Origin of the sequence: Candidatus Nitrosoglobus terrae, assembly GCF_002356115.1 — a bacterium.
GTDB lineage: Bacteria > Pseudomonadota > Gammaproteobacteria > Nitrosococcales > Nitrosococcaceae > Nitrosoglobus > Nitrosoglobus terrae.
Genome location: NZ_AP014836.1, coordinates 1,886,615 through 1,902,804 on the forward strand (window position 1 = coordinate 1,886,615; position 16,190 = coordinate 1,902,804).

The following is a 16,190-nucleotide window of genomic DNA, read 5'->3' on the forward strand; positions in this document are numbered from 1 at the left end:
CCACACTATAATAATTTTTATTTTGCCCTCGTACTCTGTGCTCCGCTATACTGGGTGGTATCGCGTATCATGCGCTCCTTCGATGGCATAAAATCCGTTCAACAACAGCCCCTAAATAACTTAGAAACATGGTTCCTAGCTCGGGCTGAAACCGATCTAGTTCTTGACTTCCCATAGCCAGCATACCAATACGCTGCCGTTCCCCAAATGGAATCAAAGCACAAGAAACTGCTATATTCGCCTGCTCCCTAAAAAGATATTTTTTCTGCTTCATGGTCAGCCGACCACAAATAGGTTGAGTACTTTTTAAGATGTGAGTAAATATTTTAAGCTCAGATACACTTTGCGAAATTAAGGTGATATTAGGATGATTCAAACTCAAAGAATCAAGAAGCTGATCATTAACAAATAACCATAAGGCTATAGTATTTACTTCAAAATCAGCCCGTAAAGAAGAGAACAAGGTTTCAAGCATTACCTGAGGGCTGGTCATCGTAAACACTCGTAAGGTCAGCTGATGTATCTTTTTACTTAAATCGCCATTAATTTTTGCGTTTTCTATTAAATTTTGCAGCTGCTGCTTTAATACCCCATTTTTATGATGTAACAATGCTAACTGCCGTTCCACTAAGCTAACAGCCTCCCCGCTTAAGTGAGGAATAGTAAGCTCGCCCAGTAGATCGGTGTGATAGATAAAAAAATCCCGATGAGTACGTAAGTACTCAATGACCAATTGCTCATGATCTTGATCCTCAATAAGCTGAATCTTTTGCCCTTCTTTTATTTTTATTTTCCTTCTCATAGTGTAATTGACCCTTTGAACACAGTTTCTACTGGCCCCGTCATCCAAACAGGTTTATTATCCCCTTCCCAGCAAATACTTAAACGCCCGCCAGGCAAATCTACTTTCACCTGATGCGACAACCAGCCGCGTCGTTTACCAATTACCACTGCTGCGCACGCCCCAGTACCACAAGCAGGAGTCTCTCCCGTGCCCCGTTCATAGACTCGTAGCTGAATATGATCAAAGGAGATGATTTGCATAAAACCAACGTTTACCCGCTGAGGAAAGCGTGGGTGCTTTTCTAACATAGGCCCTAGGGTTAACACTGGCGCCGAATGAACAGTGGGCACCCGGAGCACACAATGGGGATTACCCATGGAAACTATGCTTACCTCTACGCACTGGCCATCTACTGCCAGTGAATAAACATCAGCCTCACAGTCTACTTTAAAGGGTATTTGTTCAGGGGCAAAACGGGGTATTCCCATATTTACAGTTACCTGTCCATCAGACTCTAACTGAAGGTGAATAACGCCCCCCACTGTTTGAACCCGTAGATTATCTTTATCAGTAAGCCCTTGATCGCGGACAAAACGAGCAAAGCAGCGAGCACCATTACCACATTGTTCAACTTCGCTGCCATCTGCATTAAAGATTCGGTAGCCAAAATCAACCTCCGTGGATGGAGGCTGTGTTACCAATAATATCTGGTCGCAACCTACACCTAGTCGGCGATCAGCAATCCGTCGTACCTGTGAAGTAGTTAAAGATAACGGCTGAGAAACGGTATCAATGACCACAAAATCATTACCCAGGCCGTGCATCTTGGTAAAAGTAATATTCATCTTAGTTTAGGCTTAAAATAAAAATGGCTTATTAATATTAAAAACCAACTCACTATTTCTATTCTATATACCCCATTACAACCTTACACGGGTAAAATCGACTCACCCTCATAAAGAGACTGTACCGTTTCCCGCGCCCGTACTAAATAAGCTTCAGTACCCGTTACAATAACCTCAGCAGCTCGCGGGCGGGTATTATAATTAGAACTCATGGTAAAACCATAAGCCCCCGCAGAGCGCACTGCAAGTAAATCTCCGGTTTCAATAGCCAGACTACGCTGCTTACCGAGAAAATCCCCCGTCTCACATACCGGACCTACGATATCAAAAAGATTCAATTCTCTATCGCTATGAATAGCCACTGGAATGATCTCTTGCCAAGCCCCGTAGAGCGCCGGACGAAGTAGGTCATTCATAGCAGCATCCACAATGGCAAAATTCTTTTTAGATGTATGCTTAAGGTATTCAATCTGTGTCAAAAGTACCCCGGCATTACCCACAATTGCCCGCCCAGGCTCAAGCCAAACTTCTAAATCCCGCCCAACCAATTTCCCCTGTAATGCGGTCACATACTGTTGTGGGCTTGGGGGTGTTTCATCCCGGTAGATAATGCCTAAACCTCCTCCTAGATCAATATGACGTACTTTAATCCCTCGAGCAGCAAGTTGATCGACTAGCACCAGCACTCGATCTAAGGCAGCTAAAAAAGGAGCTAGGGTGGTGAGCTGAGATCCAATATGGCAGTCTACGCCCAGAATATCGATATAAGGTAAACGGCTCGCATGAGCATAAACCTCTAGGACCTGCTCAATCTCTATACCAAATTTATTTTCCTGTAAACCAGTTGCAATATAAGGATGAGTACCCGCATCTATATCCGGATTTACCCGTATGGATACTGGCGCACGCTGTCCCAATTTCTCAGCAATGCTATTTAAACATTCTAGCTCGGCCTCAGACTCCACATTAAAACAGGCAATCCCTACTAATAGCGCCCGATGCATTTCATCCGCTTGCTTACCCACGCCGGAAAAAACTATGCGCTTAGGATCACCCCCAGCCGCTAACACCCGCTCCAGCTCTCCTACTGAAACAATATCAAAACCCGATCCAAGCCGCGCTAAGATATTTAAAATTGCAAGATTAGAGTTGGCCTTAACCGCATAACATATACGATGAGGGTAGCCTTGGAAGGCTTGATCAAACGCTTGCCATTGCTGCTCTATAGCGGCTCGAGAATATACATAGCAAGGGGTACCAAAACGGTTTGCAACCTCTGACAGCGGAACTTCCTCAGCCCATAAAATATTATTCTGATAGTGAAAATAATCCATGATTTAGAACGCCTTTTGTGCTACTCCCTCTTTGGGTAAATAAAGTGGCCCGACCTGACCACAACCTGCGATACACAATCCGATCAATAGTAAACTCAGCCCTAGCAATCCTCTCCAATGCTGCGGCATATACAAGCCTCCTGAAAATTTTTTCTATTGTAACCTGCTTTTAGTAAAAGAATTTTTCTTCTAATTACTCTTCAACTTCTCAAGAATTCGCTCATGCTAACGATATTAAACATTATTAGGAAAATCTGTTCTTAGAGGATCTTGTTACTATTTAGGTGTAGCAGCGTTATGTTAACTCCACAAACACAAACGATTACCCCCGGTCTCGTCCGTCTATTAGTCAAAGAAGGACTATTGACTCAGGAAGCCGCACCCCAGCATTACGAGCAATCACGCAAAGCAGGCACTTCTTTTGTTTCCTATCTCATACAACAAAAATTAGTTGAAAGCCGAAATATTAGCCAAGTGATCTCTCGAGAATTTGGTATTCCTTTATTTGATCTTGACACCTTAGACTTAAATTATCTTCCTAAAGGACTCATAGAAGAAAAGCTCCTGATCCAACATCGGGCACTACCTATATTTAAGCGGGGGAATCGCCTATTTGTGGCGTTAGCCGATCCTACCAATTTACAAGCACTAAGCGAGATTAAATTTCATACCGGTATTAATACCGAGGCTATTATCGTTGAAGAAGATAAGCTTACTCGAACTATTGAACAGATTACAAAAAAACAAGATACCTCATTAGCGGAGCTGCACGATATCGTCCTAGATAGCCTAGAGACTCCCTCAAGTGAGGATGAGTCATCTGGAATTACCATTGATCCCAGTGTTGATGATACCCCCATAGTGCGCTTTATTAATCAAGCCCTGTTAGATGCTATTAACCGAGGGGCTTCAGATATCCATTTTGAGCCCTATGAAAAAAGTTATCGCATCAGGTATCGGCAAGATGGGATATTACACGAAGTCTCATCCCCACCTATAGCGCTAGCCACTCGGATAGCTGCACGTATTAAAGTGATGGCCAGATTAGATATTTCAGAACGCCGTATTCCTCAAGATGGGCGCATGAAAATGAAAATCTCTAAGCAGAAAGCCATTGATTTTCGAGTCAGCACTTGCCCTACCCTATTTGGCGAAAAAATTGTCCTCCGTATTTTAGATCCTACGAGTGCACAGCTAGGGATCGAAGCCTTGGGCTATGAGGAAAATCAAAAGAATATCTTCCTAGAAACCATTCATCGGCCTTATGGTATGGTACTGGTCACTGGACCCACGGGTAGCGGTAAAACCGTCTCTCTTTATACCGCTCTTAATATTCTGAATACCGGAGATCGGAATATATCTACAGCTGAAGATCCCGCTGAAATCAATTTACCCGGTATTAATCAGGTTAATATCTACCCAAAAGTAGGCTTAACCTTTGCTGGCACCCTAAGAGCTTTTTTGCGCCAAGATCCAGACGTTATTATGGTTGGTGAGATTCGAGATCTTGAAACCGCTGAAATTGCCATTAAAGCAGCGCAAACCGGCCATATGGTGCTCTCCACCCTTCATACTAACGACGCGCCTCAAACCCTCACTCGGCTTTCAAACATGGGGGTAGCTTCTTACAATATCGCCTCAGCTGTCTCCCTTATTATTGCCCAGCGCTTGATACGGCGCCTTTGTGTTCATTGTAAAACTCCCCATGAAGTACCTGATGAAACCCTCTTAGAAGAAGGTTTCACCGAAGCTCAGATTAACGCTAGCCCAATGGTCTATAAAGCTTCCTCTGACTGCCAGCATTGCTCAGGAGGCTATAAAGGTCGCATAGGTATTTATCAAGTGATGCCTGTATCAGAAAAGATGGGGCAGATGATTATGGCGGGTGGTAATGCGATAGAGTTGGCCCAGCAAGCAAAAAAAGAGGGCATTACTGATCTACGGCAATCAGGGATTAAAAAAGTCATCGAGGGCATTACCAGCTTAGATGAAATCAATCGAGTAACTAAGGAATAACCTTATGGCGCAACCGGCTACTAAAAACCATCTCTTTATCTGGGAAGGCACTAACCGGCAAGGACAGAAAATTACCGGTGAGTTAAGCAGTAAAAATGCTACCTTAGTAAAAGCTACTCTGCGGCATCAAGGAATCATTCCAATAAAAGTGCGTAAAAAGCCCAAACCCCTATTTGGCCAGCGTCAAAAAAAAATAACGCCTCAAGAAATTGCTGTGTTTAGTCGCCAACTCGCCACTATGATGTCTGCTGGGGTTCCACTAGCTCAGTCTTTTGAAATTATAGGCCGTGGTCATGAAAATCCTTCTATGCAAACCCTATCCTTAAATATCAAAAGCGAAATAGAAAGCGGTGGAACGCTTGCTGAAGCCCTTAGAGAGCACCCAAAACACTTTGATAACCTCTTTTGCAATCTCGTCCATGCAGGAGAGCAATCGGGTACTTTAGAGATACTATTAGATAAAATTGCAACCTATAAAGAAAAAACAGAAGCAATCAAAGGAAAGATTAAGAAAGCCTTATTTTATCCTGTTGCAGTCATTATCGTTGCACTCATCATTACCACCATTTTGCTTATTTTTGTTATTCCCCAATTTGAAAGCCTATTTAAAGGCTTTGGTGCCGATTTACCTGCCTTAACCCTGTTAGTCTTAAAACTTTCAGCAATTTTTCAACAATGGTGGTGGGCTATTTTTGCAGCTATCGGCATCACTATCTATGGGCTTATCATGGCTAAACAGCGTTCCCGTAAAATCAACTATCTCTTTGATCAACTATTACTTAAGCTGCCTATTATTGGTGTCATCATGAATAAGGCTATCATTGCTCGGTATGCCCGTACACTCTCTACTATGTTTGCTGCGGGCGTTCCTTTAGTGGAAGCAATGGCTTCCGTAGCCAATACCGCCGGTAATTCCATCTATACTCAAGGCATCCTACGTATGCGTGATGAGGTTTCAACGGGTAATCAGCTACAAGCCGCTATGCGGGATAGTCAACTCTTTCCCAATATGGTGGTGCAGATGGTAGCTATTGGCGAGGAGGCTGGCTCCATTGATCAGATGCTAGCTAAAGTGGCAAGTTTCTATGAAGAAGAAGTAGATAACGCTGTTGATGGGTTAAGCAGCTTATTAGAACCCGTTATCATGGCTATTTTAGGTGTTTTAATAGGGGGGCTAGTGATTGCCATGTACTTGCCCATCTTCAAAATGGGCTCAATCATTTAATTAAATATAACAACCCATTCACTTAAACCAATGGAAACGATTACCTTCCTTAATGATCACCCGATGAGCTTTTTAGGTTCAATTTTTCTGCTGGGACTTACGATAGGTAGCTTCCTTAATGTAGTGATTTATCGCCTTCCCCTGATGATGGAGAACTACTGGCAGCAGCAGTACGCAGAATTACAAGGCAATCCCTTACCAGAATTAAAACAGTTAAATTTATGCCTCCCTCGATCTCACTGCCCAAGGTGCAATCATGTCATTCAGATCTGGGAAAATATTCCTATATTGAGCTATTTACTACTCAAAGGCCGCTGCAACCATTGCGGCTCGCCTATCTCTCCTCGTTATCTTTTAGTTGAAATTTTAACCGCTATCTTCTCTGTTGCCATTGCTTGGCGATTTGGTGTCAGCTGGCAAACTATTGCCGCGCTAGTATTAAGCTATGCTCTAATTGCGCTTACTTTTATCGATCTCGATCATCAATTATTGCCCGATAGCATTACCTTACCATTTCTCTGGCTAGGGTTAACTCTCAATTTATTTAACCTATTCACTGATATACGGGCTAGTGTTATTGGCGCAATCGCCGGTTATCTCTCTCTTTGGCTTGTTTATCATGTATTTCGAATACTTACCCATAAAGAAGGCATGGGTTATGGTGACTTTAAGCTGTTAGCTTTACTGGGCGCTTGGCTAGGCTGGATAATGCTACCCGCTATTATTTTACTCTCTTCATTAGTCGGCGCAGTGTTAGGCACCCTATGGCTTTATCTATCTCATCAATCCAAAGAATCCCCACTTCCTTTTGGTCCCTATCTTGCGGCTGCAGGCTGGTTAGCCTTAATGTGGGGACGAGATATCAATCAATTTTATTTATCTATTACTGGGCTTGGCTAAAATAAGGATATTGTTAGAGATAGGATGCCTGTTTATAAAATTGGGCTTACCGGCGGTATGGGGAGTGGTAAATCTACCGCAGCTAAGGTTTTTTCCGAGCTCGGGATCTCGGTTATCGATGCCGATATTATTGCCCGAGAATTAGTGAAACTTGGTCAACCTGCCCTTGCTGAGATCGCTGCTTTCTTTGGTAAAGAAATTCTCACCTCTAAAGGAGAGCTTAACCGAACGCGCTTACGCAATTTAATCTTTGAAAACGAGAAACTAAGAAGTAAGCTGGAATCCATCCTACACCCCCGGATACTCCAAGAGATGCACAGCCAAGCTGGAAAGCTTACAGCCTCTAACCCTTACTGTATTCTTGTCATCCCATTACTGCTAGAAACAGCCCAAGAATGCTATGTCAACCGGATTTTAGTCATTGATACCCTTAACGACACCCAGCGCCATCGTATTAAAATTCGGGATGGACTTTCAGATAAAAAAATCAATGCTATTCTTCGAACCCAATGCCCCCCCGCCCTCCGGCTTGCAGCAGCTGATGACAGTATCAGCAATAATACCGATCTAGCAGCCCTATATCATCAAATTAAATGCTATCATCAACAATATCTTATATTAGCTCAACAGCACGCTATAGCCTGCCCAATCATGAACGAGCATACAAAACGACCTATTTACTGCCCCACCTGTAAAGCAGAGATTACTTGGTCCGAAGAAAATCCTTGGCGCCCCTTTTGTAGCCAGCGTTGCCGGTTAATTGATCTAGGGGCTTGGGCTACAGAATCTCATCGAATTCCGGGAGAAGATACCGTTAAACTAGATTCCGATACTGAAGAGTAAGAAAATTAATCCCAGCCAGCACTGATCCCGCTAAGCCCTTTTCCCCAGAAAGACCTAATAGCTGCAATCCCTTGCGCTCCCCGATTCCAGGATTCCTCTAAGTGTTCCCATCCCAACCCGCCTAAAGCATAGACTGGAAAGGAAACCCCGGCTATCAGCGTTTGCAATTGATCCCAACCTAAAGGTAATGCGTGCGGATGGGATTGGGTTTTAAGCACCGGCCCTAGCACTGCAAAATCAACCCCAATATTAGCAGCATGGGTGAGCTGTTCTGCACTATGACAGGAAGCGGCTACCCATTTACTGGTGGCTAATGGCCGCTGGGAGCATAGCATTAGACGCTCACTTGTTAAATGCACTCCATCAGCGCCCAATGCCACTGCTTGGATAGGTGTAGTATTCAGCAATAAAGCGGCACCATATCGAGCACAAAGGGATTGAGCCTCTTCTGCTAAACTAGCGTAGTCTGAAAAACTAAGGGTTTTAGCCCGTAGCTGCACCAAGCGCATTCCAGCGATGAGTGATTGGGATAAATAGCCCAAAAATACCGCCTGATCCCCAACAAGATCTCCAGTAATAAGATAGGTTGAGGGCAGCTGGGCTGCACTAACGATAGATTGATTAGCAGCAGGAAAATTATAATGGCTTAAATCTTTTGGCCAAACCCATCGTATAGGCTGTCCTTCCCGACCCCGAGCAACACCAGAAAATCCCTCTACTTTCCAAGTATCCAGCAGCACAGCACAATCGCTATAATTATGGTGGATTTGGATCAATGGACGAGCTTTAAGCACTTTAAGCCCTAACTCTTCCTTTAATTCCCTAGATAGGGCTTGACTGACGCTTTCCCCTGAATTTAGCTTTCCCCCTGGAAATTCCCATAAATTACCTTGATGAACATAGGATGGGCGTTTTGATAGGAGTACTTGGCCTTGTTCATTAAAAATTACCCCTACGGCCACATGGCGTATCATAACGCTATTTTTGTGAAATTAATCTTAACACCTATGTCACGCTTACTGATTATTCTAGGATTAATACTCGTTATCATAGGACTCATCTTCCCTTGGCTTACTAAACTCGGCTTAGGTCGATTACCGGGTGATATCGCTATTGAGCGGGAGAATTTTCATTTTTACTTCCCAATCACAACTTCTATTTTGATAAGCTTGATTCTTACTCTACTATTTTGGTTGTTCCGTCGCTGATGGCTTAAGTTGAAGCTTGATATTGATTACGTTTATGGATTAGGAGGTAGGCTATACAATAGGTATTTTCTACTGCTTATCTACCTTAATACACAAAAAAATATTTTTGTGTTATAAATTAAAAGACTTGATAATTTAGTTCATAAGCGCAATGAATAGTTAAAGATAATGGGTTAATCAGCCTAACTATTACTGATACTAGAGTAATTAGCTATTCACACAGAATAGCTATATTTCTTATTTAATACAGTAACTTAATAAATACAGGCTAAAATAGCAAAAAGGAAAACAAACCTAAGCTAGTAAATAATTAAAATTATTTTATTATCAGATCAAAATTGGTGCTACAACAACTGTGATATGCATAAATCCCAAGCTTATACCTTAATACCATAATTACTATTACTATAGGGAAATGTACTGGATTTGCAGCGATCAAACGAAAACGATATTACAGAAGATCCACTAGAACTGAGTATTATCATTCCCTTTTTTAATGAGCGGGATAATGTAGAGCCATTACTCGCAGAAATTGATTCTGCTTTGTGTACGTTATTTACCTATGAAATTATTGCGGTTGATGATGGCTCAACTGATGGTACAACAGAAATTCTTAGCCAGCGCGCTGCTTATACAGCTCATTTGCGTATGTTACGCTTAGAAGAAAATCGTGGTCAGAGCGTTGCTATTGCTAATGGCGTTTATATAGCTAAAGCACCATTAATTGTAACGTTAGATGGCGATGGACAAAATCCGCCGGCTAATATTCCTACCTTGGTATCGGCTTATCATGCAGCAGATACATATCCTTGTATTATCGCTGGTTGGCGACAGAATCGCTATGATAGCTTAGTGTACCGTTTATCTTCGCGTCTTGCTAATACTCTACGTTGTTGTTTACTTCATGATAAATGCAGAGATACTGGCTGTGGGCTTAAAGTCTTTGCTCGACAAACCTTCCTAATGCTGCCACTTTTTAATCATATGCATCGCTTTCTTCCAGCGTTGGTTAATCGTATGGGAGGTAAAGTTATTAACGTTCCAGTAACCCATCGCTATCGTAAAGCAGGCCGTTCCAAGTACGGCGTACGTAATCGCTTATTGGTAGGACTTGTTGATTTAGCGGGAGTATATTGGTTAATGCGGCGGAGTTGTCCTATTTTACATAACCATAAGGTATAAAATGTTTGAGGGGTCATTGTCTACTGAAACGCTGTGGATCGGCTTTGGCCTGCTGGGCCAAGCTTTGTTTTCAGCTCGCTTCCTTATACAGTGGATTGCCAGTGAGCGTGATAAGTGCAGCCATATCCCTGTTTCTTTTTGGTATTTTAGTATTATGGGCGGGATAATGCTGTTAATTTACGCTATTTATCGTGAAGATCCAGTGTTTATTCTGGGACAAGCCGCGGGTATTTTTATCTACTCTCGTAATCTCTATTTAATTTATAGGTATAACAAAAAGTATTAATTAAGCATTACGGATTCGTTAAGGTAGACGTTTTTATCAATATCTACTTCTGTAATTACTTCGAGATAAGACATTCTTAATTACCCGACTCTAAGGGAGAGACGCAAAACACGTACTACTAGTATTGTTTCTGGTAATGTCTGCTAGCGTTTATCAATCGAAGAGCAGCTCTAGGTATTCTTCCCGATATTTTTTCTCAGCCTACTTTACTCAAACCGATTGTACTGGCCGTCTATCCTTTCTGGCCTCGTGCAATATCCAAAAATCCATCCACTCTCCAAGTAATAGCCCAATCGCTATAATCACCGAAAGTAACCCATCGTCTCAGGAGCCTAGCATTTATTATATTTGCATACTAAATTTACGCTATAAGACAAATAATCTATTGAGGGAGGACTTATTATGTCTAGTAACAGAGCGGTTGCTTATAAAGGCCCAGGGCGTGTTGAGGTCGTTAGCACTGATTATCCTACCTTCGAACTCAAAGATGGGCCGGGGGTAAATCCAGCTAACATTGGGCGCAAAGTGCCTCATGGGGTAATTATTAAAACTGTTGCCACCAACATCTGTGGTTCTGATCAGCACATGGTGCGTGGTCGTACCACAGCTCCTATTAATCTTATTCTTGGCCATGAGATCACCGGTGAGATCGTCGAGGTTGGGCGTGATGTGGAATTTCTCAAGGTTGGGGATTTAATCTCAGTACCTTTTAATATTGCCTGTGGCCGGTGTCAAAACTGTATCAACGGTCATACGGAGGTCTGTCTACACGTTAATCCAGATCGTCCAGGGAGTGCTTATGGTTACGTAGATATGGGGGGCTGGGTAGGCGGCCAAGCCAATTATGTATTGGTACCTTACGCTGATTTCAATGCCTTGAAATTCCCAGATAAAGATCAAGCCTTAGAAAAGATCTTAGATCTCGCCATGTTAACCGATATTTTTCCAACTGGTTTTCACGGTTGTGTAACGGCTGGCGTTGGCCCTGGGTCTACAGTGTACATTGCGGGTGCCGGCCCCGTTGGGCTAGCCGCGGCAACTGCCGCCCAATTATTTGGGGCAGCTACCGTCATCGTAGGTGATATGAACGCTCAGCGCCTCAAGCAAGCTGCAAGTTTTGGTTGTGAGGTGATTGATCTCTCTAAAGGAGAACCTAAGGAGCAAATAGAACAAATTCTCCGTGTCCCAGAAGTGGATTGTGCTATTGACGCAGTAGGTTTTGAAGCTAAGGGGCACGGGGCTAATACCGCAGCAGATGCACCGGCTGCAGTACTGAATGCCCTCATGGATATTACCGCTGCCGGAGGTTGCATTAGTATCCCAGGATTATACGTTACGGGCGATCCGGGGGCGGCTAATGAGGCGGCCAAAAAAGGAGCGCTATCGCTTAATTTTGGCACTGGATGGGCGAAATCTATATCTTTTGCGACTGGACAATGTCCGGTAATGCGCTATAACCGAAAACTGATGCAGGCAATCCTCGCTGATAGGGTGCACATTGCTAAAAATGTCAACGCTAAAGTGATTACCCTTGAGGAGGCTCCCCGTGGCTATGCCGAATTTAATGAAGGGGCAGCGACTAAGTATGTACTCAATGCCAATGGATACTTAGATAAATTTGCGGCCTAAATGAATATTTAACGCTATTAGCTCTGTGCGTTTATTGTGCAGAGCTAATTTGTGATCAAAATAACGAACTGTTTAGCAGCCTAAACAAGGGAGAATCTACTGAAAAAATACTTCACAATGAGTTGATGCTGATATAGCGTAACTTAGCCAAGAAATCAAATTACAATCCTTATTAAATTCACCCTAATCGAGCTATGTTACATTCATTACGTAGCCGTTTGTTAGCCTTGCTTGCCTTGCTAGTACTTGCTGTAAGCGCAGCCGGGATTCTTATGCTGGATCTATATCAGCAATCCACAGTAGCCAAAGTAGGGCAAGCCAATGCTGAGATTGGTCGAGCTTGTGACACCATTACTATGGCCTATCATGCCTATAGTCGCCAGCATGAACCATTATCATTAGAGGGTACTCATTTGCGGCGGGATTTGACCGCTATCGTATTATCGTCGTTGCGCGATTGGCCGGGCATAGAGGGTGGAATTTGGCAAGCTAAAGCCGGCTCACTTGCTTATGCCTTTCCGACTTATGAAGGATCAGGGCCAAAGACAGATTTGCCGCAAGCCGAAATCTCTAGAATCCGTGCTATTAATAAAGCAGCGCTTAGGAAACAGCAGCAAGCGAGCTTTCAATATGTTGGATCTTCTCAAACCGTTTTATTTACCGCTTGCCCCTTGCTGGGTTCAGCACCAGATCTTACCGCTTGGACTATGATGCGCGTATTTACCCTTGGTGGGCAAGCTTATCGGCAGCTCTTGCTAGGGCTAGGAGTACTATTTCTTACCGTCATCTTTACGGCAATTTTATTAGCTTGGCTTATGATAACTTGGTCCCGTCATATCTTGATAATCGAGAAGATTCTCACTACCCATGATATTGCTGAGTTACCTAGCCTGCCAATCACAGGAGAGTTAGAACTAGATCGCATCATAACGGCATTGAATGAGGCCGGTCGTCGCCTAGCTGCTAGTCATCAACAGTCTAAAGCGCTGACTCAACAAATAGCTTCAGGACAACGTTTAGCTGCTATTGGTCGGATTGCAGCTGGGGTTGCTCATGAGATTCGCAATCCGATTGCTGTCATGCAGCTTAAAGCAGAAAACGCTTTAGCTGGAAACACGGAGCGAAAAAACCAAGCCCTTATAGCCATACTTGAGCAGATTAAAAAACTTGAGCTACTCCTTCGTCGGCTATTAAACATTACGGAACACAATAAACCAAACCTAAAAACTGTAGCGCTTGGAGCATTCTTGGAGGCCTGTGTTACCGCTCATGTGAAGCGGGCGGCCGCAAAGGGTATCTTGATACACTATCACACCCATGTTAAGGCAGGCTGCTTTGATCCTGAGCAAATGAGATCTGCGCTTGATAACCTCATTCTTAATGCTATTGTAGCCTCTCCGGTAGGGAGCCAAATAATAATCACCGCTACGCACCTAGAAGCAAATCTGATCTTCTCAGTAAACGATCAAGGACTTGGTCCTCCACCCAGTATCAGTGAGCACTTATTCGAGCCCTTCGTAACTGGACGCCATGACGGTACTGGATTAGGTCTCTCTATTGTACGTGAAGTAGCTGAATCCCATGGTGGAATAGCGGAATTAATAACATCGACAGGCAAAACCTGCTTTAAGATCACTGTGCCATGGCAACCATCTTAATTGCTGATGATGATGCCGCCATACGGGAGGCTTTGGCTGAAGCAGTTTGCGACTTAGGCCATACTGCTTTAGAAGTCGATTCTGGCGAAGCGGTTCTCTCGGTGATCGAGCACCAAACAGTTAATGCGGTCCTCCTTGATCTTCGAATGCCGGGCATGGAGGGTCTGGAAGTATTACAGCGCCTGCATGGGCTACCCTCGCCACCTGCTGTGACAATATTGACGGCCTACGCTACCGCTAGCAATACTATTGAAGCAATGCGGCTAGGCGCCTTCGATCATCTGACCAAACCGATTGGCCGGGCGGATTTGGCACAAGTACTTAATAGCATGCTGGCAAGTACAGCTAAACTAGAAGCAAACCCCATCCCATTTACAGCAGAGGAAGTTTTAGTTGGATCGAGCGAAGCCATGCGCCAAATTCAGAAGCGTATTGGTATGTTGGCCGATAGCGATGTTACCGTGCTCATTACGGGTGAAACTGGTACGGGTAAGGAATTGGTAGCTCATGCTATTCACAACTTCGGCCAACGCCATAGAAAACCCTTTATCGCCGTCAATTGCGCAGCCATTCCTTCGGATCTTCAGGAAAGTGAGATGTTTGGCCATACACGCGGCGCTTTTACGGGTGCCATCACTGAGAGAACAGGTGCTTTCCTTCAAGCAGATGGGGGCACCTTATTTCTGGATGAGATTGGCGATATGGATATTGCTATGCAGGCGAAGATCCTTAGAGTATTGCAGGAGCGTATTGTAACTCCGGTAGGCGGTCAACCTACACCTGTAGATGTTCGAGTCATTGCCGCAACCCATCGGGATTTATTTCATCAAGTCCAAAAAGGAATGTTTCGAGAGGATTTATTTTATCGGCTCCATGTAGTGCCCATTCATCTACCTCCTCTACGGGAGAGAATCACCGATATCATTCCCTTAGCTGAATATTATCTAGCGCGTACAAACAATAAGCAACTGGCTGCCGATGCAATTGCCCGATTAATCCAGCATGATTGGCCGGGGAACATTCGCGAACTAAAAAATGCAATGGAACGGATTTCAATACTAGTACAGGGTCAGTTGATTCAAGCAACTGACTTTCGTTTTCTCGCTGAAAGGCAGCTCAATCCAAGACAAACCCTTAATTGGCCTAATGAGGATCTCCCCGCAGCTGTGGCCAAGCTAGAGGCTACGCTTATTCGCCGCGCTCTGCAAAAAACAAACGGGAATCGCGCTGAAGCTGCGCGCCTTCTAAACATTCATCGTCAGCTTCTTTACGCAAAAATAAAACGCTACGGTATCAAAGAGTCAGAAGACCGGACAAATGATGTCATCAAACAGGACAACAATATTCCTTAACCTAGCTCAAGATCCTCTTTCTTCGCCCTTTCAACGGATGGCATAGATTTTGTACTGACTTATTTAGGATCTCTCTACAAGATTTTCTAACTAAGGAGTGATACATCATGACTATACAGTCCATAACTAGACCGCAGAAAATAGCACTGGCTCTCGGGGTAATGATTGTTGTTAGCCCTGTTTTTGCTCAGAGTCAATCGCATTCTGTACCTACACCCCCTTCATCTAACCCTACTACGCCGGTACCTCCAGCATGGATACATGAGTTACCCGCTACATCCCCTGCACCATCCACCACTGCTGAATCTTTTTATAGTACGCAACAACTGCCGGTTTACCAAGGCCAAGTGCGGCAATTTACTCTGACACCGCGAGGGGATATTGATGGTTTGATCCTAACTGACGGTACAGAAGTGAAAACACCACCTTATCTTTCAGCGGAGTTTGCGTATTCAGTGCATCCAGGCGATCAAGTGACTATCCATGGCCCGCAGGCAAAGGAACTGTCTTTAATCAGAGCAGTTTCAGTGACAAACCAAACAAATGGGCAAACCATAACCGACACTAGCCATGGCAAGCGTAACCATGAAGAGATCCAAGGCCAAGTACGTATGCGCTTACATGGGTATCGAGGAGAAGTTAATGGCGTACTGCTTAATGACGGAACAGTGATCCATTTACCCCCTCCCGAAGCTGATCGTTTTGCTGAAATTATTAAACCAGGACAGATCTTATTTGCCGAAGGAGACGGAATAAGTAACGTGTTTGGACATATGATTGAAGCAAATAGAATCGGCTCCTCTAAAGATCAGCTTGCTGTTGTGAATATGCCTCCAAAGCGGGGCAGAAAACATCTTAGACCCCATGAAATGGAGTTTAATCCTAGATTATCGCCAAAACCTTAGATCCATAAAGCATGGTAATATGG

16 protein-coding genes and 1 pseudogene are annotated in these 16,190 nt (G+C 43.8%); 12 read left to right on the top strand and 5 right to left on the bottom strand.

All coding sequences use genetic code 11. The features are described from left to right. Window positions 1–67: 67 nt before the first annotated feature. From TAO_RS08870 to lptM, 4 genes are all read right to left on the bottom strand, one after another. Entirely contained in the window at window positions 68–802 is a 735-nt protein-coding gene (locus TAO_RS08870) for a DUF484 family protein (protein ID WP_096527566.1), read from the bottom strand. After that, complete coding sequence (dapF, locus tag TAO_RS08875; protein WP_096527567.1) at window positions 799–1,629, bottom strand: diaminopimelate epimerase; 831 nt, start codon at window positions 1,627–1,629, stop codon at window positions 799–801. The genes TAO_RS08870 and dapF overlap by 4 nt, the downstream gene beginning before the upstream one ends. Before the next feature lie 83 nt (window positions 1,630–1,712). Continuing rightward, the gene (gene lysA, locus TAO_RS08880) at window positions 1,713–2,963 is read right to left on the bottom strand and encodes a diaminopimelate decarboxylase (RefSeq protein ID WP_096527568.1); all 1,251 of its coding nucleotides are present in this window, start codon (window positions 2,961–2,963) and stop codon (window positions 1,713–1,715) included. Between the two features lie 3 nt (window positions 2,964–2,966). Then, window positions 2,967–3,092: an LPS translocon maturation chaperone LptM gene (lptM, locus tag TAO_RS10010; protein WP_231910644.1), complete on the bottom strand. Its 126-nt coding sequence runs from the start codon at window positions 3,090–3,092 to the stop codon at window positions 2,967–2,969. Window positions 3,093–3,260: 168 nt separating this feature from the next. Here lptM and pilB point away from each other — a divergent pair, with 168 nt between their 5' ends. From pilB to yacG, 5 genes and pseudogenes are all read left to right on the top strand, one after another. Then, on the top strand, window positions 3,261–4,979 hold the full coding sequence (gene pilB / locus TAO_RS08885; RefSeq protein ID WP_096527569.1) for a type IV-A pilus assembly ATPase PilB: 1,719 nt from the start codon (window positions 3,261–3,263) through the stop codon (window positions 4,977–4,979). 4 nt (window positions 4,980–4,983) lie between these two features. Then, window positions 4,984–6,204, top strand: coding sequence for a type II secretion system F family protein (locus tag TAO_RS08890; RefSeq protein WP_096527570.1), 1,221 nt, complete (start codon window positions 4,984–4,986; stop codon window positions 6,202–6,204). 30 nt (window positions 6,205–6,234) lie between these two features. Continuing rightward, the gene (locus TAO_RS08895) at window positions 6,235–7,104 is read left to right on the top strand and encodes a prepilin peptidase (protein ID WP_096527571.1); all 870 of its coding nucleotides are present in this window, start codon (window positions 6,235–6,237) and stop codon (window positions 7,102–7,104) included. 24 nt (window positions 7,105–7,128) lie between these two features. Continuing rightward, window positions 7,129–7,734: pseudogene (gene coaE, locus TAO_RS08900) on the top strand (dephospho-CoA kinase); the annotation flags it as partial. Window positions 7,735–7,755: 21 nt separating this feature from the next. Then, window positions 7,756–7,947: a DNA gyrase inhibitor YacG gene (gene yacG / locus TAO_RS09690; protein ID WP_172419115.1), complete on the top strand. Its 192-nt coding sequence runs from the start codon at window positions 7,756–7,758 to the stop codon at window positions 7,945–7,947. Window positions 7,948–7,952: 5 nt separating this feature from the next. On the opposite strand, the gene TAO_RS08905 is transcribed toward yacG, so the two are convergent. Beyond that, the gene (locus TAO_RS08905; RefSeq protein WP_096527573.1) at window positions 7,953–8,921 is read right to left on the bottom strand and encodes a Nudix family hydrolase; all 969 of its coding nucleotides are present in this window, start codon (window positions 8,919–8,921) and stop codon (window positions 7,953–7,955) included. Between the two features lie 33 nt (window positions 8,922–8,954). On the opposite strand from TAO_RS08905, the gene TAO_RS08910 reads away from it, so the two are divergent. The 7 genes from TAO_RS08910 (at window position 8,955) to TAO_RS08940 (ending at window position 16,167) form a co-directional block, all read left to right on the top strand. Next, window positions 8,955–9,155 carry a DUF2905 domain-containing protein gene (locus TAO_RS08910; RefSeq protein ID WP_096527817.1) on the top strand — a complete coding sequence of 67 codons (201 nt, stop codon included), beginning with the start codon at window positions 8,955–8,957 and terminating at the stop codon, window positions 9,153–9,155. 426 nt (window positions 9,156–9,581) lie between these two features. Next, window positions 9,582–10,337 carry a glycosyltransferase family 2 protein gene (locus TAO_RS08915; protein WP_231910645.1) on the top strand — a complete coding sequence of 252 codons (756 nt, stop codon included), beginning with the start codon at window positions 9,582–9,584 and terminating at the stop codon, window positions 10,335–10,337. Between the two features lies 1 nt (window position 10,338). Beyond that, entirely contained in the window at window positions 10,339–10,623 is a 285-nt protein-coding gene (locus TAO_RS08920) for a lipid-A-disaccharide synthase N-terminal domain-containing protein (protein ID WP_096527574.1), read from the top strand. Between the two features lie 402 nt (window positions 10,624–11,025). After that, a complete protein-coding gene (gene fdhA, locus TAO_RS08925; RefSeq protein ID WP_096527575.1) occupies window positions 11,026–12,252 on the top strand; it encodes a formaldehyde dehydrogenase, glutathione-independent in 1,227 nt (408 codons plus the stop codon). Window positions 12,253–12,446: 194 nt separating this feature from the next. After that, window positions 12,447–13,910: a sensor histidine kinase gene (locus TAO_RS08930; protein WP_096527576.1), complete on the top strand. Its 1,464-nt coding sequence runs from the start codon at window positions 12,447–12,449 to the stop codon at window positions 13,908–13,910. Next, window positions 13,895–15,262, top strand: a complete 1,368-nt coding sequence (locus TAO_RS08935) for a sigma-54-dependent transcriptional regulator (protein WP_096527577.1) — start codon at window positions 13,895–13,897, stop codon at window positions 15,260–15,262. The genes TAO_RS08930 and TAO_RS08935 overlap by 16 nt, the downstream gene beginning before the upstream one ends. 107 nt (window positions 15,263–15,369) lie before the next feature. Beyond that, a complete protein-coding gene (locus TAO_RS08940) occupies window positions 15,370–16,167 on the top strand; it encodes a hypothetical protein (protein ID WP_096527578.1) in 798 nt (265 codons plus the stop codon). Window positions 16,168–16,190: the final 23 nt, after the last annotated feature.